This window comes from Stenotrophomonas rhizophila, assembly GCF_003751305.1.
Classification (GTDB): Bacteria; Pseudomonadota; Gammaproteobacteria; order Xanthomonadales; family Xanthomonadaceae; genus Stenotrophomonas; species Stenotrophomonas rhizophila_B.
This window is the reverse complement of sequence record NZ_RJKV01000002.1, coordinates 1,209,650-1,230,088: the sequence shown is the minus strand read 5'-3', so window position 1 is coordinate 1,230,088 and position 20,439 is coordinate 1,209,650. Positions and strand designations below refer to the sequence as shown.

Annotated in this window: 19 protein-coding genes and 1 tRNA gene; 2 read left to right on the top strand and 18 right to left on the bottom strand. The window is 64.1% G+C overall.

All coding sequences use genetic code 11. The features are described from left to right. Positions 1-27 precede the first annotated feature (27 nt). From nuoN to EDF74_RS13840, 18 genes are all read right to left on the bottom strand, one after another. A complete protein-coding gene (gene nuoN, locus EDF74_RS13925; protein WP_123730640.1) occupies positions 28-1,488 on the bottom strand; it encodes an NADH-quinone oxidoreductase subunit NuoN in 1,461 nt (486 codons plus the stop codon). A gap of 36 nt (positions 1,489-1,524) precedes the next feature. Next, positions 1,525-3,033: an NADH-quinone oxidoreductase subunit M gene (locus EDF74_RS13920; protein WP_123730639.1), complete on the bottom strand. Its 1,509-nt coding sequence runs from the start codon at positions 3,031-3,033 to the stop codon at positions 1,525-1,527. A 23-nt stretch (positions 3,034-3,056) separates the two neighbouring features. Beyond that, positions 3,057-5,255 carry an NADH-quinone oxidoreductase subunit L gene (nuoL, locus tag EDF74_RS13915; RefSeq protein ID WP_123730638.1) on the bottom strand — a complete coding sequence of 733 codons (2,199 nt, stop codon included), beginning with the start codon at positions 5,253-5,255 and terminating at the stop codon, positions 3,057-3,059. 7 nt (positions 5,256-5,262) lie between these two features. Beyond that, positions 5,263-5,568 carry an NADH-quinone oxidoreductase subunit NuoK gene (gene nuoK / locus EDF74_RS13910; protein WP_019182685.1) on the bottom strand — a complete coding sequence of 102 codons (306 nt, stop codon included), beginning with the start codon at positions 5,566-5,568 and terminating at the stop codon, positions 5,263-5,265. Next, on the bottom strand, positions 5,565-6,221 hold the full coding sequence (locus tag EDF74_RS13905; protein ID WP_121041162.1) for an NADH-quinone oxidoreductase subunit J: 657 nt from the start codon (positions 6,219-6,221) through the stop codon (positions 5,565-5,567). Before EDF74_RS13905 ends, nuoK begins: the two co-directional genes overlap by 4 nt. Before the next feature lie 9 nt (positions 6,222-6,230). Next, a complete protein-coding gene (gene nuoI / locus EDF74_RS13900; RefSeq protein ID WP_121038409.1) occupies positions 6,231-6,719 on the bottom strand; it encodes an NADH-quinone oxidoreductase subunit NuoI in 489 nt (162 codons plus the stop codon). Positions 6,720-6,722: 3 nt separating this feature from the next. Then, positions 6,723-7,814, bottom strand: coding sequence for an NADH-quinone oxidoreductase subunit NuoH (gene nuoH, locus EDF74_RS13895; RefSeq protein WP_102788058.1), 1,092 nt, complete (start codon positions 7,812-7,814; stop codon positions 6,723-6,725). After that, the gene (nuoG, locus tag EDF74_RS13890) at positions 7,811-10,045 is read right to left on the bottom strand and encodes an NADH-quinone oxidoreductase subunit NuoG (RefSeq protein WP_123730637.1); all 2,235 of its coding nucleotides are present in this window, start codon (positions 10,043-10,045) and stop codon (positions 7,811-7,813) included. The genes nuoH and nuoG overlap by 4 nt, the downstream gene beginning before the upstream one ends. After that, a complete protein-coding gene (gene nuoF / locus EDF74_RS13885; protein ID WP_123730636.1) occupies positions 10,042-11,382 on the bottom strand; it encodes an NADH-quinone oxidoreductase subunit NuoF in 1,341 nt (446 codons plus the stop codon). Before nuoF ends, nuoG begins: the two co-directional genes overlap by 4 nt. Before the next feature lie 3 nt (positions 11,383-11,385). Beyond that, positions 11,386-11,913, bottom strand: a complete 528-nt coding sequence (nuoE, locus tag EDF74_RS13880) for an NADH-quinone oxidoreductase subunit NuoE (RefSeq protein WP_121038421.1) — start codon at positions 11,911-11,913, stop codon at positions 11,386-11,388. A 94-nt stretch (positions 11,914-12,007) separates the two neighbouring features. Further along, positions 12,008-13,315 (bottom strand): NADH-quinone oxidoreductase subunit D, encoded by a 1,308-nt coding sequence (locus EDF74_RS13875; RefSeq protein WP_121038424.1) that lies wholly within the window; start codon positions 13,313-13,315, stop codon positions 12,008-12,010. Then, positions 13,312-14,064 carry an NADH-quinone oxidoreductase subunit C gene (locus EDF74_RS13870; protein WP_121038427.1) on the bottom strand — a complete coding sequence of 251 codons (753 nt, stop codon included), beginning with the start codon at positions 14,062-14,064 and terminating at the stop codon, positions 13,312-13,314. The genes EDF74_RS13875 and EDF74_RS13870 overlap by 4 nt, the downstream gene beginning before the upstream one ends. Before the next feature lie 34 nt (positions 14,065-14,098). Beyond that, positions 14,099-14,653 carry a NuoB/complex I 20 kDa subunit family protein gene (locus EDF74_RS13865; protein WP_019182677.1) on the bottom strand — a complete coding sequence of 185 codons (555 nt, stop codon included), beginning with the start codon at positions 14,651-14,653 and terminating at the stop codon, positions 14,099-14,101. Beyond that, positions 14,644-15,000, bottom strand: coding sequence for an NADH-quinone oxidoreductase subunit A (locus tag EDF74_RS13860; protein WP_026069699.1), 357 nt, complete (start codon positions 14,998-15,000; stop codon positions 14,644-14,646). The genes EDF74_RS13865 and EDF74_RS13860 overlap by 10 nt, the downstream gene beginning before the upstream one ends. 112 nt (positions 15,001-15,112) lie before the next feature. Next, positions 15,113-15,197: transfer RNA gene (locus tag EDF74_RS13855), tRNA-Leu, on the bottom strand. 49 nt (positions 15,198-15,246) lie between these two features. After that, entirely contained in the window at positions 15,247-15,687 is a 441-nt protein-coding gene (gene secG, locus EDF74_RS13850; protein ID WP_123730889.1) for a preprotein translocase subunit SecG, read from the bottom strand. A gap of 55 nt (positions 15,688-15,742) precedes the next feature. After that, positions 15,743-16,498, bottom strand: a complete 756-nt coding sequence (gene tpiA, locus EDF74_RS13845; protein ID WP_123730635.1) for a triose-phosphate isomerase — start codon at positions 16,496-16,498, stop codon at positions 15,743-15,745. A 578-nt stretch (positions 16,499-17,076) separates the two neighbouring features. Next, complete coding sequence (locus EDF74_RS13840) at positions 17,077-18,012, bottom strand: isopenicillin N synthase family dioxygenase (RefSeq protein WP_123730634.1); 936 nt, start codon at positions 18,010-18,012, stop codon at positions 17,077-17,079. A 393-nt stretch (positions 18,013-18,405) separates the two neighbouring features. Here EDF74_RS13840 and EDF74_RS13835 point away from each other — a divergent pair, with 393 nt between their 5' ends. Both EDF74_RS13835 and EDF74_RS13830 read left to right on the top strand, forming a co-directional pair. Beyond that, entirely contained in the window at positions 18,406-19,557 is a 1,152-nt protein-coding gene (locus EDF74_RS13835) for a glycosyltransferase family 4 protein (protein ID WP_123730633.1), read from the top strand. Then, a complete protein-coding gene (locus EDF74_RS13830) occupies positions 19,544-20,398 on the top strand; it encodes a polysaccharide deacetylase family protein (protein WP_123730632.1) in 855 nt (284 codons plus the stop codon). The genes EDF74_RS13835 and EDF74_RS13830 overlap by 14 nt, the downstream gene beginning before the upstream one ends. The last annotated feature ends 41 nt before the right edge of the window (positions 20,399-20,439 follow it).

Here is a 20,439-nt window from a genome sequence, read left to right as displayed (position 1 = left end):
ACGAGTTGCGCACGTTTGTATCGTTTTTTACGAAATATGTGCAAACGCCTGCTGGCACCACACCATGATCGGGTTCCACGCCACGCCCAGGGCCAGCAGCGCCAGGGCATTCACGCCCAGCACCACGCCGAGCACGCGGTCGTTGTTGGCCGGCAGCGGCTCGCCCACCGGCTCATCGAAGTACATGACCTTGATGACACGCAGGTAGTAGAAGCAACCCACCACGGCGCAGAGCACGCCCAGGATGGCCAGCCACAGCATGCCACCGTTGATCGCGGCGCCCAGCACGGCCAGCTTGGTCCAGAAACCCAGGAACGGCGGGATGCCTGCCATCGACGCCATGATGCACAGCACGAGGCCGGCCATCCACGGGTTGCGGGCATTCAGACCCTTGAAGTCTTCGATCTTTTCCGCTTCAAAGCCGTTGCGCGACAGCGCGATGATCGCGCCGAAGCCGGCGGTGGACATGATCGCGTAGCTGAGCGCGTAGAACAGCGCCGCCGAGTAGCCCCGCTCGCCGCCACCGGCGATGCCCATCAGCAGGAAGCCGATGTGCGACACGGTGGAGTACGCGAGCATGCGCTTGAGGTTGGTCTGCGCGATCGCCATCAGGTTGCCGATCACCAGCGACAGTGCGGCCAGACCACCGATCAGGTACTTCCACTCGTCGGCCAGCGGACCCACGCCCATTTCCAGCAGGCGGTAGGCCATGCCGAACGCCGCCAGCTTCGGGGCCGAGCTGATGAACAGCGCGACCGGTGCCGGGGCACCCTGGTAGACGTCGGGCAGCCACATGTGGAACGGGGCGGCACCCAGCTTGAAGGCCACGCCGGCGATCATGAACACCGCGCCGGTCAACAGCAGCATCTTCTCTTCGGTATGCGGAATGGCAGCGTTGATGGCGTCCAGGTGCAGCGAGCCGGTGGCGCCGTAGATCAGCGACATGCCGTACAGCAGCAGGCCCGACGCAAGCGAGCCGAGCACGATGTACTTCATCGCCGCTTCCGAAGCCAGGCCGTTTTCACGGTTGCTGGCGACCAGGGCGTAGGAGCACAGCGCCAGCAGTTCCAGGCCGAGGTAGACCATCAGCAGGCTGCCGGCCGAGACCAGGATCATCATGCCCGCGGTGGCGAACAGGATCAGCACCGGGATCTCGCCCTGGTAGAGCTTGCGCTCGCGCAGGTAGCTCCAGCCGTAGATCAGGGTCAGGCCGCTGCACAGCACGATCACGGTCTTCATCACGTCGGCCGCGGCGTCGCGGACGAACATGCCGTGGAAGACCTCGCCCTGCCCGCCCACTCCGGTGGCGAGCATGAAGAACACGACCGCCAGCGCAGCGACCGAGAACAGGTGGGTCCAGATCTTGTTCTTTTCACTGATGAAAAGATCAAGCATCAACAGGGCGAACGCACTGCCGACCAGCACCAGCTCGGGAGCGAGCGGCGGGAGGTCAGCGGCGGTCAGTGGCAACAGCGGCGAGGTGGTCATCATCAAATCCTGGAATCAATACTCTCGACGGCCCGATTACAGCAGCTTGCTGGATGCGATCTGCATCGCCAGCTTCGCGATCGAGGGCTCCATCAGGTCGGTCAGCGGCTTGGGGTACAGGCCCAGGGCAAGGGTGCCCACGGCGAATACACCCAACACCAGCCACTCGCGACCGTTGATGTCCTTCAGTTCGGCGACATGGGCGTTGGCCACCTCACCGAAGAACACGCGCTTGTACAGCCACAGCGTATACGCCGCGGTGATAACCAGGGTGCTCGCCGCGCCGAGTGCCAGCCACGGATTGCGCTGGAAGCTGGCCATGATGATCATGAACTCACCGACGAAACCGCTGGTACCCGGCAGGCCGGCATTGGCCATGAAGAACAGCATGGCGAAGGTGGCGAACCAGGGCATGACGTTGACCACGCCGCCGTAATCGGCGATGCGGCGGCTGTGCATGCGGTCGTACAGCACACCGACGCAGGAGAACATCGCGCCGGACACGAAGCCGTGCGAGACCATCTGCACCATTGCACCCTGCAGGCCCAGGCGGGCCGCATCCGGATTGCCGGCGTCACGCACCAGCCACAGAGCGATGAAGGTACCGAGGGTCACGAAGCCCATGTGCGCGATCGACGAATAGGCGATCAGCTTCTTCATGTCGTCCTGCACCAGAGCGACCAGGCCGACGTAGATCACCGCGATCAGCGACAGCGTGATCACCAGCCATGCCCATTCCTGCGAGGCGTCCGGGACGATCGGCAGGTTGAAGCGCAGGAAGCCGTAGCCACCGATCTTCAGCGCGATCGCGGCCAGGATCACCGAACCGGCGGTAGGCGCTTCGACGTGGGCGTCCGGCAGCCAGGTGTGGACCGGGAACATCGGCACCTTGACCGCAAACGCGATCAGGAACGCGAAGAATATCCAGGTCTGTTCCTTGCCCGACAGCTGCAGCTGGTACAGGTCGGCCAGCTGGAAGCTGCCGCCCTTCAGGTACAGGTAGATCAGGGCCACCAGCATCAGCACCGAGCCGAGGAAGGTGTACAGGAAGAACTTCAGCGCGGCGTAGATGCGGCGCGGGCCACCCCAGACACCGATGATCAGGAACATCGGGATCAGCATCGCTTCGAAGAACACGTAGAACAGCATCGCGTCCGTCGCAGCAAAGATGCCGACCGTGACACCTTCCAGGATCAGGAAGGCGGCCACGTACTGGTTCACGCGCTTGTCGATCGCGCTCCAGGCACCGATCAGGGCCAGCACCGAGACCAGCGTGGTCAGCAGGATCAACGCGATGGCGATGCCATCGACGCCCAGGTTGTAGCCGATGTCGTAGGCAGGAATCCAGGCGCGGGTCTCGACGAACTGCAGCGCGTCGTTCCCCACGTCGTAGCCGCTGAGCAGCGACAGGCTGGCCAGGAAGGTCAGCACCGCGACGCCCAGGGACGCCCACCGGGCGGTTTGGGCATCACGGATGGCAAGGATCAAGGCACCGCCGATGATCGGCAGCCAGATGAGAACACTAAGTAGGGGCCAGTTCGACACGTCTTCTTATTCCGTACAGGTCATCAACGCAGGTAATGCATCAGGACGCCCAGAAGGGCAATCAGGCCGATGATCATCGCGAAGGCGTAGTGATAGAGGAAACCGGATTGGGTGCGACGCAGCAGGTTGGCCGCCAGATCGATCAGGCGCGCCGAACCGTTGACCACCACACCATCGACCACATTCGTGTCGATCGCGCGCGAAACCTTGCCGAGCTTGATACCGCCGCCGGCGAAACCGCCGATCCAGAGCTTGTCGAAGCCGTACTTGTTCTCCAGCACCGACACGATCGGCGCGAAGGTCTTGCGGGCCTTGCCGGCCAGTTCCGGCTTCCACAGGTAGAACAGCGCCGCCAGCAGGAAGCCGACCACCGTCAGGATGAAGGCCGGGGCCATCATGCCGTGGATCGCGAAGGCCACCGGGCCGTGGAACTCTTCGGCCAGCGCACCGATGGTGTTGCGCGCCGGGTCGTAGAAATCAACGATGCCGGTGAAGAACGAATGCGTCTGGCCCGGGATGGCGGTCTCGGCGTGGTGGCCGGCCCAGTCGGTGCCATACAGCATCGGACCGATGCTGAAGAAACCGATGACCATCGAGGGGATCGCCAGCAGGATCAGCGGCAGCGTCACCACCCACGGGGTTTCGTGCGGCTCATGCGCGCCATGGCCGTGGCCATGATCGTCATGATGCGCGTCGCCATGGTGGGCATCGGCGGCATGCGCGTCAGCGGCGTGGTGATCGTCATGGCCGTGACCATGGCCATGATCGTCATGCGCATCGCGGAAGCGCTCCTTGCCATGGAAGGTCAGGAACAGCAGGCGGAAGCTGTAGAAGCTGGTCACGACCACGCCACCCAGCACCGCCCAGTACCCGTAGGTCGCCACCCAGCTCGAGGACACATGCGCGTGGTGCTGCGCGGCCTCGATGATGGTGTCCTTGGAGTAGAAGCCGGAGAAGAACGGGGTACCGACCAGGGCCAGCGTACCGATCCACATGGTGATGAAGGTGATCGGCATGTACTTGCGCAGGCCGCCCATCTTGCGCATGTCCTGCTCGTGGTGCATGGCGATGATCACCGAGCCCGCGCCGAGGAACAGCAGCGCCTTGAAGAAGGCGTGGGTCATCAGGTGGAACACGGCCGCCGAGTAGGCCGACACACCCAGGGCGACGGTCATGTAACCCAGCTGGGACAGCGTGGAGTACGCGACGACGCGCTTGATGTCGTTCTGCACGATGCCGATCAGGCCGGTGAAGAACGCGGTGGTGGCACCGATGAACAGCACGAAGTTCAGCGCCGTCTGCGACAGCTCGAACAGCGGCGACATGCGGGTGACCATGAAGATGCCCGCAGTGACCATGGTCGCGGCGTGGATCAGGGCCGAGATCGGGGTCGGGCCTTCCATCGAGTCCGGCAGCCAGACGTGCAGTGGCACCTGGGCCGACTTGCCCATCGCACCGATGAACAGGCAGATGCAGATCACCGTGGCGACCGACCAGATCACCGGCTCGCTCATCACCGGGATGGAGGTGCCGAACAGGTTGATCGTGCCCGACCAGATCTGGATCAGCGCATCCGGATGGCCCAGCACCTGGGCATTGGCGAACACGGTGGCGTAATCCAGCGAGCCGAACACCCACAGCACACCGGCGATGCCGAGGATGAAGCCGAAGTCACCGACACGGTTGACCAGGAAGGCCTTCATGTTGGCGAAGATGGCGGTCGGGCGCTTGAACCAGAAGCCGATCAGCAGGTACGAAACCAGGCCCACCGCTTCCCAGCCGAAGAACAGCTGCAGGAAGTTGTTGCTCATCACCAGGGTGAGCATCGAGAAGGTGAACAGCGAGATGTAGCTGAAGAACCGCTGGTAACCCGGGTCATCCTGCATGTAGCCGATGGTGTACACGTGCACCAGGAAGGACACGAAGGTCACCACGACCATCATCATCGCGGTGAGCTTGTCGACCATGAAGCCGACGTGCGCCGAGTACTGACCCACTTCGAAGAACGTATAGATGTTCTGGTTGTAGGGCTGGGCGCCGCCCCACAGCAGCATGTACAGCACATAGCTGGACAGCACGCAGCTGACCGCCACGCCGAGGATGGTGACCGCCTGCGCGCCAGCGCGACCGACCTGACGACCGAACAGGCCGGCGATGATGCTGCCGAACAGCGGTGCGAGCACCACTGCGATCAACAGACTCTTGGAGAGAGTGATTTCCATCTACGGATCAGCCCTTCAGCGAATCGACTTCGCCGACATTGATGGTGCGGCGAGTACGGAACAGGGTTACCAGGATCGCGAGGCCGATGGCGGCCTCGGCCGCGGCCACGGTCAGGATGAAGAAGACGAACAGCTGTCCGGCCGTATCACCCATCTCACGCGAGAACCCGACGAAATTGATGTTGACCGACAGCAGCATCAACTCGATGGACATCAACAGCACGATGATGTTCTTGCGGTTGAGGAAGATGCCGGCAAGGCTGATGCAGAACAGCACCGCACCCAGCGCCAGAATGTGGCCAAGCGTGATCATGGCTGCGCCTCCTCGTTGCTGGACGGCTTGATGTTGGTGTGCACGACCGGCTTTTCCACATCCATCTTGACGATGCGCAGGCGATCGCTGCCCTTGACCATGGTCTGCTCGGACGGGTTCTGGGTCTTCAGACCGGTGCGGCGACGCAGGGTCAGCATCACGGCGGCAACCACGGCCACGGTCAGGATGACGGCGGCGAACTCGAACGGCAGCAGGTACTCGGTGAACAGGCTGCGGGCCAGCCAGGTGATGTTGGAGGTGTCAGCCGCCAGCGCGGCAGCGTTGTCGGCCGGGAACGGATTGACCGCCCTGCCCTTCACGCCGATCAGCACCAGCATCTGCACGAGCATCGTCACCGCCACCACCAGGCCGAGCGGCAGGTAACGCACCCAGCCCTCACGCAGGTTGGAGGGATCGATGTCCAGCATCATCACCACGAACAGGAACAGCACCATGACCGCGCCGACGTAGACCAGCACCAGCGCGACACCGAGGAACTCGGCCCCGACCAGGATCCAGATGCAGGCCACGGAGAAGAAGGTCAGGATCAGGCACAACACGGCATAGACCGGATTGCGCACGCTGATCACCGCCGCAGCGGAAATGCCCGCCACGATGGAGAAGACCCAGAAACTGATATTTACCCAATCCATCATTCGACCTCAGCGGAAAGCGGCATCGGCGGCGCGACGCTCGGCGATCTCGGCTTCAAGCCGATCACCGATGGCCAGCAGCTGCGGCTTGGTAACGATGTTCTCGCCACGGTTCTCGAAGTGGTACTCGAGAATGTGGGTCTCGACGATCGAGTCCACCGGGCAGCTTTCTTCACAGAAGCCGCAGAAGATGCACTTGAACAGATCGATGTCGTAACGGGTGGTACGGCGGGTGCCGTCCTCGCGCTTGGCCGAATCGATGGTGATCGCCAGCGCCGGGCACACCGCTTCGCACAGTTTGCATGCGATGCAGCGTTCCTCACCGTTGGGGTAGCGGCGAAGTGCATGCAGACCGCGGAAACGCGGCGACTGCGGGAACTTCTCCATCGGGTACATCATCGTGTACTTCGGCTTGAAGGCGTACTTCAGGGTCAGCCACAGACCACCGAGCAGCTCAAGGAGCAGCAGGCTTTTGAAGTAATGGGTAATTCGGTTCATCGCTTAGACGCCCTTCTGGATCACGCCGTAAAACACCATCAACGCCGTCACTGCAATCCAGAAGATGGTGAGCGGGATGAAGACCTTCCAGCCCAGACGCATGATCTGGTCGTAACGGAAGCGCGGGAAGCTGGCACGGAACCAGATGTAGGAGCTGGCGAAGAAGAAGACCTTCAGCAGCAGCCACGGCCAGCCGCCCTTCCAGATCCAGTCGATCCACGGCGAGATGTCTGCCGTGATCCACCCCTGGAGCGGGCTCAGCCAACCACCGAGGAAGAAGATCGAGATCAGGAAGCTGATCAGGATCATGTTGGCGTATTCGGCCAGGAAGAACAGCGCGAAGGCACCGCCGGAGTATTCGACCATGTGACCGGCCACGATTTCCGATTCACCTTCCACGACGTCGAACGGCGCGCGGTTGGTTTCGGCAACGCCGGACACCCAGTACACGATGAACAACGGGAACAGCGGCAGCAGGAACCAGTCGAACAGACCGGAGTTGCCCGCCTGCGCCATCACGATGTTGCTCAGGTTGAGGCTGCCCGAGGCGATCATCACGCCGACCAGGGCAAAGCCCATTGCGATTTCGTAGCTGATCATCTGCGCCGAGGCGCGCATGGCACCCAGGAACGCGTACTTCGAGTTGGACGCCCAACCGGCCAGGATGATGCCGTACACGCCCAGCGAGGTCATCGCCAGCAGATACAGCAGGCCGGCGTTGGCGTTGGACAGCACAATCTGCGCGTCGAAGGGAATCACCGACCAGGCCGCGAAGGCCGGGCCCAGCGTGATCAGCGGCGCAAGGATGAACATCGCCTTGTGCGAGCTGCTCGGCTGGATGATTTCCTTGAACAGCAGTTTGAAGACGTCGGCGAAGGCCTGGAAGATGCCCATGCCGACATACATCGGGCCATGACGCACGTGCATCCAGCCGATCAGCTTGCGCTCCCAGACCACGTAGAAGGCCACCGAGATGATCACCGGCATGGCGATCACCAGGATCTTCAGGATGATCCAGAGCAGCGCGCCGATATCGCCCAGTGACAGCAGCCACTGGTGCAGCGGGTCGACCGCGTTCAACAGCAATTCGTTCATGCAGCCACCACCGTTACGCGTGCGGCACCCAGCGGTGCGGTTGCACCGTGGCCCGATTCAATCCAGACCGAACCCGCGGCGACGCGGGCGTCGACCACCACCGGCAGGGTGGCGCGGCCGGCATCGGTGCCGACCTTGGCCATCTGGCCTTCCACCAACTGCAGGCGGGCAGCGTCGTCGGCGTTGAGCACGATGCGCGGGGCGGTGTTGAGCGGATGCGACTGCAGTGCCTGGGCGCGACGGACCACCGCATCGGTGCGGTAGATCGCGGCGGTCGAGGTCACTTCCAGGCCCTCACCTGCCACCGGCGTTGCCGCCGAGGACGAGACGGTGACGCTGACCGGTGCCAGGCTGGCGCGCAGGCCGGCCAGGTCGGTGAACTCGAAACCGGCCAACGACAGTTCGCCGCCCAGTGCACGCAGCACACGCCAGCCTTCACGCGCCTCGCCCGGCAGCTTGCCGCCGGCACGGGCCGACTGCTCGCGACCATCAAGGTTGGTCAGGGTGGCATCCACTTCCGGCAGCGCGCCGATCGGCAGGATCACATCGGCGACGTCGCGGGTGGAGGCACAGGCGAACTGGCTGAAGGCCACCACCTGGGCACCGGCCAGTGCCTTGCGGGCAGCGGCGGCGTCGGCGAAGTCCAGGCCCGGCTCGATGCCGTAGATGGCATAGGCCTTGCGCGGCTGGGCCAGCATGGCGTTGACGTCCTTGCCGGCCGGCAGCACGCCGGCGCGGGTCAGACCCACGGCATTGGCGCCCTGCGGGATGCGGCACAGCTTGGCCCCGGTTGCAGCGGCGAAATCACGCGCGGCGGCGCGGATCGCAGCAGCCTGCGGGTGGTTTTCGGCGATGCCACCGACGATCAGCACGGCGTTGCTGGCGCCCTTGACCGCATCACGCAGCTCGGCGTTGCCCAGTGCATCGATGAAGGCCGACGGGGCAACGATCTGCTTGCTGGCCAGCTTGAACGCGAAATCGAAGTCCACCGGGTTGACGGCGTGGATCTTGGCGTTGCGCGTGGTCTGCGCCTTGCGCAGGCGGGCATGCAGCAGCGGAAGCTCGTGGCGGATGTTGCTGCCGAGCACGACGATGCTGTCCGCGCCTTCGATCTCGGCCAGCGGCAGGCCGAAGACTTCGGCGGTGGCGGCGTCGGAGAAGTCGCGGTTGTTGATGCGGTGATCGATGTTCGTGGTGCCCAGGCCGGCGGCGAGACGGGCCAGCAGTGCGCCCTCCTCGTTCGAGGCCGACGGGTGCACCAGCACGCCGAGGTCGTCGCCCTGGTTGGCAGCGAAGATCTCCTTGGCCGCGGCCAGGCCTTCCGCCCAGCTCACTTCCTTCCACTCGCCATTGACCTTGCGCAGCGGCTTGACCGCACGGTCTTCGCTGTACAGGCCCTGGTGCGAATAGCGGTCACGATCGGACAGCCAGCACTCGTTGACCGACTCATTGTCGCGCGGCACCGCGCGCAGCACTTCGCCGCGGCGCACGTGCAGGAACAGGTTCGAGCCCATCGCGTCGTGGTAACCCAGCGATTCGCGTGCGGTCAGTTCCCACGGACGGGCGCGGAACTGGAACACCTTGTTGGTCAGCGCACCGACCGGGCAGACGTCAACCACGTTGCCGGACAGCTCGGTGGTCAGCGGCTTGCCGTCGTAGGTGCCGATCTGCAGGTTTTCACCGCGGTACATGCCACCCAGTTCATAGGTACCGGCAACGTCGGCGGTGAAGCGGACGCAGCGGGTGCACTGGATGCAGCGGGTCATTTCGGTGGCGACCAGCGGACCGATGTCCTCGTCGGGCACCACGCGCTTGCGCTCGTTGAAGCGGCTGACCGAACGGCCATAGCCCAGCGAAACGTCCTGCAGCTCACACTCGCCGCCCTGATCGCAGATCGGGCAGTCGAGCGGATGGTTGATCAGCAGGAATTCCATCACCGAGCGCTGGAACTTCAGCGCCTTTTCACTGCGGGTGGCGACCTTCATGCCATCCATGACGGGCGTCGCGCAGGCCGGTGCCGGCTTGGGCGACTTTTCCACGTCGACCAGGCACATGCGGCAGTTGGCGGCGATCGGCAGCTTCTCGTGGTAGCAGAAGCGCGGGATCGGAATGCCCGCCTTGTCGGCGGCCTGGATGATCATCGAGCCCTTGGGCACGACCAGGGACTGGCCGTCGATTTCGACGGTCACATGATCCGGTGGCACGCTCGGGTTAACGGGTTGCGCGCTCATGCGGCGGCTGCCTCCACCTTCTTGCCGTCAACCATCGAATGACCGTTGACGATGTAGTACTCGAATTCGTCCCAGAACTGGCGCAGGAAGCCCTGGATGGGCCATGCCGCCGCTTCACCGAACGCGCAGATGGTGTGGCCTTCAATCTGGCCGGCCACCGTCTTCAACTGATGCAGGTCTTCCATCGTGGCCTTGCCGGCGACGATGCGCTCCAGCACGCGGTGCATCCAGCCGGTGCCTTCACGGCACGGGGTGCACTGCCCGCAGGATTCCTTGTGGAAGAACTGGCTGATACGGCAGGCGAACTTGACGCAGCAGACGCTGTCATCCAGCACCACGATGGCGCCCGACCCCAGACCGGTGCCCAGGGCACGCAGGGTGTCGTAGTCCATCTGCAGGCCCTTGAGCTCTTCGGCCTTCAGCACCGGCATCGAAACGCCGCCCGGGACCGCGCCCTTGAGCGTGCGGCCCGGCTTCAGACCACCGGCCATTTCCAGCAGGTCGTCGAAGGTGGTGCCCAGCGGCACTTCGAAGTTGCCGCCCTTCTGCACGCAACCGGAGACCGAGAAAATCTTCGGACCGCCGTTCTTGGTCAGGCTCAGGCCTGCGAACCATTCCGGGCCGTTGCGGATGATCGCCGGCACCGAGGCATAGGTCTCGGTGTTGTTGATCGTCGACGGCTTGCCGTACAGGCCGAAGTTGGCCGGGAACGGCGGCTTGTAGCGCGGCTGGCCCTTCTTGCCTTCCAGCGATTCCATCAGCGCGGTTTCTTCGCCGCAGATGTACGCGCCGGCACCCAGCGCACCGTAGATGTCGATGTCCACGCCGCTGCCGAGGATGTCCTTGCCCAGCCAGCCGTTCGCGTACGCGTCGGCCAGGGCCTGCTCGAAGTTCTCGAACGGCTCGTGGTGGAACTCGCCACGCAGATAGTTGTAACCCACGGTCGAGCCGGTGGCGTAGCAGGCGATCGCCATGCCTTCCACGACCGAATGCGGGTTGTAACGCAGGATGTCGCGGTCCTTGCAGGTCCCCGGCTCGGATTCATCCGAGTTGCACAGGATGTACTTCTGCATGGTGCCCTTGGGCATGAAGGACCACTTCAGGCCGGTCGGGAAACCCGCGCCGCCACGGCCGCGCAGGTTGGACTGCTTGACCATCTCGATGACCTGCTCCGGCGAGATCTTCTCTTCGAGGATCTTGCGCAGGGCAGCGTAGCCACCGGTCTTGAGGTAGCTTTCATACGACCACGGAGTGTCGTAATGCAGGGTGGTGTAGACCACCTGGTGCGGCAACGGTGCGGGACCGACCGGACCACTGGGTGCGTGATGATGTGCCATGTCTTACTCCAACCCGTCCAGCAGCTCGTCGACTTTCTCGACGGTCAGGCGCTCGTGGTAATGGCCATTGATGACCATCATCGGCGCACCGGCGCAACCGGCCAGGCATTCTTCTTCGCGCTTGAGGTAGATGCGGCCATCGGCGGTGGACTGACCGGTCTTGCAGCCGAGCTTCTTCTCGGCGTGCGCGACCAGGTCTTCGGCACCGTTCAACCAGCAGCTGATGTTCGTGCAGAAGGCGACGTTGTGGCGGCCGACCTTCTCCAGTTCGAACATCGAGTAGAAGCTGGCGACCTCGTAGGCCCACACCGGCGGCAGATCCAGGTACTTGGCGACGCCGGCGATCAGCTCGTCGGTCAGCCAGCCCGCATTCTGTTCCTGTGCGGCGTGCAGGCCCTGCAGGACAGCCGAGCGCTTGCGATCCGGCGGGAACTTGGCCAGCCAGTGATCGATGTGCGCACGGGTCTTGTCATTCAAGACCACCATCGGGTCGACGTCGCGCGCCGCCTCGAAATTACCTGTCGCCTTCATCGGCCGACCTCAGCGAATACGAAATCGTTAAAAACCAGAACCTGCAGCGCCGGCAGCAGCCGGCGGGTGTCAGGCGTCGTGCAAGCGGATGCGATCACCGGTCCACCTCACCGAACACCAGATCGTAGGTGCCGATCATGGCCACCACGTCGGCGAGCATGTGCCCGCGCACGATCGAGTCGATCGAAGACAGATGGGCGAAGCCCGGCGCGCGCAGATGCACGCGGAACGGCTTGTTGGCACCATCGGACATCAGGTAGCAGCCGAACTCGCCCTTGGGCGCTTCGACGGCGGCGTAGGTTTCACCGGCCGGGACGCAGTAGCCTTCACTGAACAGCTTGAAGTGATGGATCAGCGCTTCCATGTCGTCCTTCATGTCTTCGCGGCTGGGCGGCGCGACCTTGAAGTTCTTGACCATGACCGGACCCGGGTTGGCCTTCAGCCAGGTCACGCACTGCTTGATGATGCGGTTGGATTCGCGCATCTCGGCCACGCGGCACAGGTAACGGTCGTAGCAGTCACCTTCCTTGCCGAGCGGGATGTCGAACTCGACCGCGTCGTACTTGGCATACGGCTGCTTCTTGCGCAGATCCCAGGCAATGCCCGAGCCGCGCAGCATCACGCCGGTCATGCCCCAGGCATGCGCCAGTTCCGGGGTGACCACGCCGATGCCGACCGTACGCTGCTTCCAGATACGGTTGTCGGTCAGCAGGGTTTCGTACTCGTCCACGCGCTTGGGGAACTCGACGGTGAAGTTCTCCAGGAAATCCAGCAGCGAACCTTCGCGCGAGGCGTTGAGGTTCTTCAGGGCCTTGCCCTTGTGCCAGCGCGATTCCTTGTACTTGGGCATGTGGTCCGGCAGGTCGCGGTAGACGCCGCCCGGACGGTAGTACGCCGCGTGCATGCGCGCGCCGGAGACCGCTTCATAGCAGTCCATCAGCTCTTCGCGTTCGCGGAAGGCGTACAGCATGACCGCCATCGCGCCCAGATCGAGCGCGTTGGACCCCAACCACATCAGGTGATTCAGGATGCGGGTGATTTCGTCGAACATGGTGCGGATGTACTGCGCACGCTCGGGCGCCTCGATTCCCATCAGGGTCTCGATCGCGCGCACGTAGGCGTGCTCGTTGCACATCATCGACACGTAATCCAGGCGATCCATGTAGCCGATCGACTGATTGAACGGCTTGGACTCGGCCAGCTTTTCGGTACCACGGTGCAGCAGGCCCACGTGGGGGTCCGCGCGCATGATGGTTTCGCCGTCCATTTCCAGGATCAGGCGCAGCACACCGTGCGCGGCCGGATGCTGCGGGCCGAAGTTCATCGTGTAGTTGCGGATCTCCTGCCGGAGTTCGGCTGGATTGCTCGCAAAGGCCTGGCTGGCCTGGTGGAATTCACTCACTTGCTTGCCTCCGTCTGCGCGCTTTCGCCGGCAGCGGTCTGGAAACGGGCGTCGTCACGGATGACACGCGGCACGCCGACGCGCGGCTCGACCGAGGTCACCGGCTCGTAGATCACGCGCTGCTTCTCTTCGTCGTAGCGCACTTCGACGTTGCCGATCAGCGGGAAATCCTTGCGGAACGGGTGGCCGACGAAACCGTAGTCGGTCAGGATCCGGCGCAGGTCCGGGTGACCTTCGAAGATCACGCCGAACAGATCGAACGCTTCGCGCTCGAACCAGTTCAGGCCCGGCCAGATGTTGGTCAGCGACGCGACCACCGGCAGCTCCTCGTTCGGCGCAAAGCAACGGATGCGCATGGTGAGGTTGTGCTGGTAGGAACGCAGCTGGGTAACCACGGCGAAACGCTGCAGCGGGATCGGCTGCGGCTGGGCGCCATCGCTGGTTTCGCGGGTGGGGAATTCACCCCAGGCGAAACGACCGACGGACTTGCCCTCCACGCCACGGCTGAAACCCTGGGACGACACATCGGCCGTATCCCATTCGTCGCTGCCATAGCCGAGGTAGTCCAGGCCGCACAGGTCGACCGCCTGCTCGAAACCGAATTCGTCGCGCAGCGCCAGAGCGGTGGCATGCCAGTCAGCGGCGGGCACTTCCAGCGTCACTTCGCCGCGGGGTTCGACCACGAAGACCTGCGCACCTGCGAAACGTGCGGAAAGTCGGTCGATGAAGGAATGTGCTTGCTCTGCCATGGGGGCTTGGCGTGCTCTTGTCAGGAGGGATATGTCAGCGGGCGATGGTCTGCGTACGCCAGATCTTCTTCTGCAACTGCAGGATCCCGTACACCAGCGCTTCGGCGGTAGGTGGGCAGCCGGGGACATAGATGTCCACCGGCACCACGCGGTCACAGCCACGCACTACTGCATAGGAGTAGTGGTAGTAGCCGCCACCATTGGCGCAGCTGCCCATCGAGATGACCCACTTCGGGTCCGGCATCTGGTCATAGACCTTGCGCAGGGCCGGAGCCATCTTGTTGACCAGGGTGCCGGCCACGATCATCACGTCGGACTGACGCGGCGACGGGCGGAACACCACACCGTAACGGTCAAGATCCAGACGCGCCGCACCGGCGTGCATCATTTCCACTGCACAGCAGGCCAGACCAAAGGTCATCGGCCACATCGAACCGGTACGCGCCCAATTCAACAGCGCATCGACGCTGGTGGTCACGTAGCCCTTTTCGAGCAGGGGGTTGTCGCCTTCGGGGCGCAGGATGTCATCGACCCGCCCTTCCGGGACCGGGTTGTTCATCAGGCCGTCGAGCGTCTGAATTACTCCCATTCCAGCGCTCCCTTCTTCCAGACGTAAATGAAACCGAGGAAAAGCATGCCTACGAAGAGGCCCATCGTGACCAGCGAACGTGCGCCCAGTTCCATGAAGACCTGGGTCCACGGCACGATGAAGATGATTTCCAGATCAAATACGATGAACTGAATCGCGATCAGGTAGTAGCGCACATCGAACTTCATGCGCGCGTCCTCGAAAGCCTCGAAGCCGCATTCGTACGGCGAGAGCTTTTTCAGATCAGGACGTCGGGGACCGAGGAATCGGCCAACCAGCATCAGCGCAACGCCGATACCGGTGGCAACGATCAGAAACAGCAGAGACGGCAAATATTCGGCCAGCACAGCGATTCTCTCTTGCCTCTGCCGCTGCGCCTGCAGGCGCTTTGGCATGGGGGAGTGGACGGATACCGCTACCTGGCGCTTTGCGCGCCAGACGAACCCGCTTACAAACAAATGGTGCCCAAGAGGGGACTCGAACCCCTACGACTCTCGTCGCTACCACCTCAAGGTAGTGCGTCTACCAATTCCGCCACCTGGGCTTACGATCGCACCGGTTGTTCTCCAGTGCGCCGCATATTGTAACCGTCTTCAGCGAGTCTGGGTGCCTTCCGAAGGCTTTTCTTCACCAGATTTCGGAGTTTCCGCCTGAGCCGGCACAGTGGCCGACGGAACAGGCTGCTGCACCGGGGTTTCCGGGGCCTTGGGCACGGCCGGAAGCTCGCCTGCCGGTGCGGCCGGCGCAGTGGCGGCCGGCGCCGACATCAGACCCAGATCCTGCTGCGCCGCCGGGCGCGAGCCATGGCTGGCGTACCAGGCCATGAAGAGGCTGATGCCGAAGAACACCACGGCCAGCCACTTGGTCGACTTGGACAGGAAGTTGGACGCGCCACGCGCGCCGAACACAGTGCCCGAGGCGCCGGCACCGAAACCCGACCCTGCGGCCGCGCCGGAACCACGCTGCATCAGGATGAGCGCGATCATGGCCACTGCGACCAGCACGTAGACCACATTGAGGATCAACATCAGCATTTCGAATCCGTCCTCGGACATGTCGTGCCGGCGGTTGGGCCGACAACGTAACTAATTAGCGCCCCGCCGCCGCGGCAGCGATGGCAAGGAAGTCCGCGGCCACCAGGGAGGCGCCGCCCACCAGCCCACCATCGACATCGGGCTGTGCGAACAGTTCCGCGGCGTTGTCGGGCTTCACGCTGCCGCCATAGAGGATCGACAGTGAATCCGCAATTCTAGCATCGAGCTTGGCCACTTCGCCACGGATGAACGCGTGGACCTGCTGGGCCTGCTCCTTGGAGGCGGTCCGGCCGGTACCGATGGCCCAGACCGGCTCATAGGCGACCACGGCGTGGGCGAAGCCGGCGGCGCCCACCAGCTCCAGCACCGGACCGAGCTGGGCGGCGATGACCGCCTCGGTCTGATTGGCCTCACGCTGCTCGAGGGTTTCGCCCACGCACAGGATGGGGGTCAGGCCGGCATGCAGGGCGGCGGCGAACTTGCGGGCGACCAGTTCACTGCTTTCGGCGTGGTACTGGCGGCGTTCGGAGTGGCCGACCAGGCCGTAGCGGGCACCGACTTCAGCCAGCATGGTGGCCGACACTTCGCCGGTGTAGGCGCCCTTTTCGTTGCTGCTGACGTCCTGGGAGCCGAAGGCGACGGCCCGCCCTTCGAAGGCTTCGACCAGTTCGCCCAGATACGGGAGCGGCGGCAGGACCACGACTTCGACGCCCTGCAGTGGGAGGTCGGCAACCAGGTCACTGACCAGGTCGGTGGCGAATTGGCGGCTGCCGTGCAGCTTCCAGTTACCGGCGACGATCTTGCGGCGCATGGCGGGGGCTCCTTTGGGTATCAGCCGGCCATGATAACGGATGCAACGAAATGGCGTTGGCGGGAAAACGCTTACATTTCAATTGGATATTTATTTTTCGCTGCGGCCCCAAGTCAAAAGCAAGGGCGACGGGGCCGGTGGACGTGCCCGGACTGGGCGGGCGTGGGTGGGTTGGCGGGACACGCCGTAAACCCGTCCATGGGGGCTCGATATGCGCCATCCATGGCGCATAACGGTCCCGCCAACCCACCCACGCCCACCCTCTGACAGTGTGTCGGCTTGCATGGGACAGCTACAAAGCGCCGGATCGGATTTGAGGCTGCCCTGCCCCGCCCTCCGCCGAGGCAATCTGTCGGGGGCGAGCGCTGCCATGCCCAGCCGGGACCGTCGGGCGCCATGGATGGCGCACGTCGAGCCCCCAGGGACGGGTTTACGGCGCGTCCCGGTTGGGCATGGCAGTGCTCGCCCTACACGGGGCAGCGAATAGCCGAATGCAGCCGGGCCAGCATTGTCTGGAGCCGGCCAGCGGCCGGCACTACGCCGAATGAAGAAGGCCGCCTTTCGGCGGCCTTCGTGGCTTACTTCAGCTTGATCTCGCGCAGGCGCTCTTCGAGGAAGCCGTGGGCGGTGATCGGCTCCGGGTAGCGGCTCGGGTTTTCCGGGGTGATGCAGGTCGGCAGCACGTCGATCAGGAAATCCGGGTTCGGGTGCAGGAAGAACGGCACCGAATAACGCGGCTGGCGCGCTTGCTCGCCCGGGGGATTGACCACACGGTGGATCGTCGACGGGTACACGTGGTTGGTCAGGCGCTGCAGCATGTCGCCGATGTTGACCACGATGGTGTCCGCGTCCGAGGTGAACGGCACCCACTTGCCTTCATGCGACTGCACTTCCAGGCCGGCCGCGCTGGCGCCGACCAGCAGCGTGATGAAGTTGATGTCGCCATGGGCACCGGCGCGCACGTTCGGGATGTTGTCCGCGGTGATCGGCGGGTAATGGATCGGACGCAGGATCGAGTTGCCGTTGTTGGTCTTGTCCGCGAAGAAATCCTCCGGCAGGCCAATGTGCAGGGCCAGGGCCGACAGGACGCGCGAACCCAGCGTGTCCAGGGCCTGGTAGATGCCGTAGCCACGCTCGCGGAAGCCCGGGACCTCGCTCGGCCACAGGTTCGGGGCCATCACGTCACGGTATTTGGAGTCGTCCGGAATCTCGCGACCGATGTGCCAGAACTCCTTCAGATCGAAGTGCTGCGAGCCCTTGGCCGTCTCCACGCCGAAGGCGGTGTAGCCGCGCGCGCCGCCGCTGCCGGGCACGTGGTACTGGCGCTTGGTCTCTTCCGGCAGCGCGAAGAAGGCTTTGAAGACCTCATAGGCGGCGTCGATGTCAGCCTGCGGGATGCCGTGGTTGCGGATGCCAGCAAAGCCCCATTCGCGGTAGGCCGCACCCAGCTCGGCCACGAACGCGTCGCGGTCGGTGTCAAAACGGGTGATGTCGAGGGTGGGGATCTGGCTCACAGCGATTCCTGCTTGTTCATGTGGTCGGTGGGCCAGCTGTGGCCCGGCTGAACATTGTGCCAGATCGGGCCAACCCCGCCACCGATACATTGATACAAACCGATACAATGCGCGCGCCCAGACGGCCAGAACGGGCCACCGGCGACGCCCAGGCGACGCCCCCATTACTCCTTGCGTCGCCCGATCCGCCTCATGGATGCCCCTGTTCTCCCCCTCATCGCCGATGGCGTTGTGCCGGCTCACGCCAGCAATGGTGAGACCGTGCCCGGCCACCCGAACTACCCCAAACCCACGGCACTGCACAGCGCATCGGATGCGCTGGCGCGACCCGCAGGCAACAACGACAGCCGCTCGCGCAGTGCGGGCGCTTTTTTACACATGGATCGTCCAACGATGAACGCGCCACTGAAAATTCTCCATACGGAAGCCGCCAAGGGTTTTGGTGGGCAGGAGATTTACATCTACCGCCACATGCTGGCCATGCGCGACCGCGGCCACGAGGTCTCCCTGCTCTGCCAGCCCGGCGCCCGCCTGGGGGAGATGGCGCGCGAAGCCGGCTTCACCGTCCACGCGCTGAAAATGGGCGGCCTGTTGCGCATGCTGCGCGGCATCTGGTCGGTCTCGCGCCTGGTGCGGCGCCATGGCTACGATGTGGTCAACACCACCAGCCGCCGCGACAGCCTGATCGCCGCCGCCGGTGCCCGGCTGGGCGGGACGCCGCTGGTGGTGCGCTCTCGCCATCTGATGAGCCCGATCAACTCGCTGCTGACCTATACCGGCCTGCCCCATCGGGTGATGACCGTCAGCAGCTTCGTCAAGAGGCTGATGGTCAGCCGCGGCATCGAGGAGGCACACGTCGGCATCGTCCCACCGATCGCGGTGCCGCCGCAGTGGTCGCAGATCGCCAAGCGCGATCCCTGGCAGTGCCTGCAGGACACCCGCGCGGACGTGCGCGCGGAGCTGGGCTTCGATGACGAACAGATCGTGGTCGGCTGCGTCGCCGTCCTGCGCGAGCCCAAGGGTCACCTGGAACTGCTGCAGGCGATGGCACCGCTGTGCCGCGCCAACCCGCGCGTCCAGCTGGTGATCGTCGGCGACGGGCAGCCGGTGATGGATCGCCTGATCGGACTTCGCGAGCAGCTCGGCATTGCCGCGCAGGTGCATCTGCTGGGCTACCGCCAGGGTGCTTGCCGGCTGATGACCGGCTTCGATATCTTCGCGCTCGCCACGCACAAGGAAGCCGCTGGCACGGTGTTCCTGGAAGCGGCCTATGTCGGCGTGCCGATCGTCGCCACGCGCGTCGGTGGCGTGCCGGAAATGGTGGTGGAAGGCAGCAATGCCCTGCTCGCACCACTGGGCGATCAGACTGCGTTGACCAACGCACTGCGCACCCTGATCGAGCAGCCTGACCGCCGCCAGCAGATGGGCCTGGCCGGCTGGGAATGGATGCGCAGCGCACACCGCTTCACCCCGACCGGTCACACTGAAGCGACCGAATTCTATTATCACCAGTGGTTGAAGGAACTGGGCCATGGCCACCGCTAGATCCGTCCCGGTGCTGATGCACCACCACGTCTCGCCGTCTCCCGGAATGATCACGGTGTCGCCGGCGAACTTCGAAAGCCAGATCGCCTGGCTCGCCGCCAACGGCTGGACCTCGCTGACGCTGGATCAGTATGCGGATTTCCTGGCGGGCAAACCGACGCCGGCCAAATCGATCGTGATCACCTTCGATGACGGCTATCTGGACAACTGGGTGTACGCGCACCCGATCCTGGCCAAGTACGGGATGCACGCGGTGGTGTTCGTGGTCACCGGCTGGATGGGCGAAGGCGATGTCCGCGCGCATGCGGGCCAGCCCGGTGCCGCCCTGCCCGCGACGCCGGACCATCGCGGCTGCGAGGCGGCGATCCTGCGCGAGAACCGCCCGGACGAGGTGATGATGCGCTGGAGCGAGGCGCGCGCGATGATCGCCGCCGGCACCTTCGAGGTGCACTGCCACACGCACACGCATACGCGCTGGCTCAAGCAGGACATCTCCCGCGAGCACAAGCGCCAGGGCATCAGCGGCGACCTCTCGGTGGCGCGCGACGTGCTGCAGCAGCAGTTGGGTGAAGTCTCGGACACGCTGTGCTGGCCGTACGGGGATTTCGACGAGGACTACGTGCAGATCGCACGGGCCAACGGCTTCAAGTACCTGCATACCACCCATCCGTTCGGCCGCAACGTGGTCGGGGGAGACCCGGAACACATCTACCGGTTCGCGATCCGCGACCGCCCGGCCAGCTGGCTGCGCAAGCGCATCGCCTACAGCTACCACCCGCTGATCGCGCCGCTGTTCAACCGCTTCAAGGCAAAGAAAAAGAAGATGGTGGCAGGGCCGTAACGGACTCCCGCGCTGCAACGAAAACGCCCCGGTTCCCCGGG

Excerpts from the sequence above, each read along its gene's own strand:
- secG (WP_123730889.1), bottom strand. The coding sequence starts at position 15,687 with ATGCTGATGTTGATCCTCAATGTGGTCTACGTGCTGGTCGCAGTGGCC.
- nuoE (WP_121038421.1), bottom strand. The coding sequence starts at position 11,913 with ATGAAGGCGACAGGTAATTTCGAGGCGGCGCGCGACGTCGACCCGATG.
- EDF74_RS13830 (WP_123730632.1), top strand. The coding sequence starts at position 19,544 with ATGGCCACCGCTAGATCCGTCCCGGTGCTGATGCACCACCACGTCTCG.
- EDF74_RS13870 (WP_121038427.1), bottom strand. The coding sequence starts at position 14,064 with ATGGCAGAGCAAGCACATTCCTTCATCGACCGACTTTCCGCACGTTTC.
- nuoI (WP_121038409.1), bottom strand. The coding sequence starts at position 6,719 with ATGAACCGAATTACCCATTACTTCAAAAGCCTGCTGCTCCTTGAGCTG.
- nuoF (WP_123730636.1), bottom strand. The coding sequence starts at position 11,382 with ATGGCACATCATCACGCACCCAGTGGTCCGGTCGGTCCCGCACCGTTG.
- nuoN (WP_123730640.1), bottom strand. The coding sequence starts at position 1,488 with ATGACCACCTCGCCGCTGTTGCCACTGACCGCCGCTGACCTCCCGCCG.
- tpiA (WP_123730635.1), bottom strand. The coding sequence starts at position 16,498 with ATGCGCCGCAAGATCGTCGCCGGTAACTGGAAGCTGCACGGCAGCCGC.
- nuoL (WP_123730638.1), bottom strand. The coding sequence starts at position 5,255 with ATGGAAATCACTCTCTCCAAGAGTCTGTTGATCGCAGTGGTGCTCGCA.
- nuoK (WP_019182685.1), bottom strand. The coding sequence starts at position 5,568 with ATGATCACGCTTGGCCACATTCTGGCGCTGGGTGCGGTGCTGTTCTGC.
- nuoH (WP_102788058.1), bottom strand. The coding sequence starts at position 7,814 with ATGAACGAATTGCTGTTGAACGCGGTCGACCCGCTGCACCAGTGGCTG.
- nuoG (WP_123730637.1), bottom strand. The coding sequence starts at position 10,045 with ATGAGCGCGCAACCCGTTAACCCGAGCGTGCCACCGGATCATGTGACC.
- EDF74_RS13865 (WP_019182677.1), bottom strand. The coding sequence starts at position 14,653 with ATGGGAGTAATTCAGACGCTCGACGGCCTGATGAACAACCCGGTCCCG.
- EDF74_RS13905 (WP_121041162.1), bottom strand. The coding sequence starts at position 6,221 with ATGGATTGGGTAAATATCAGTTTCTGGGTCTTCTCCATCGTGGCGGGC.
- EDF74_RS13835 (WP_123730633.1), top strand. The coding sequence starts at position 18,406 with ATGAACGCGCCACTGAAAATTCTCCATACGGAAGCCGCCAAGGGTTTT.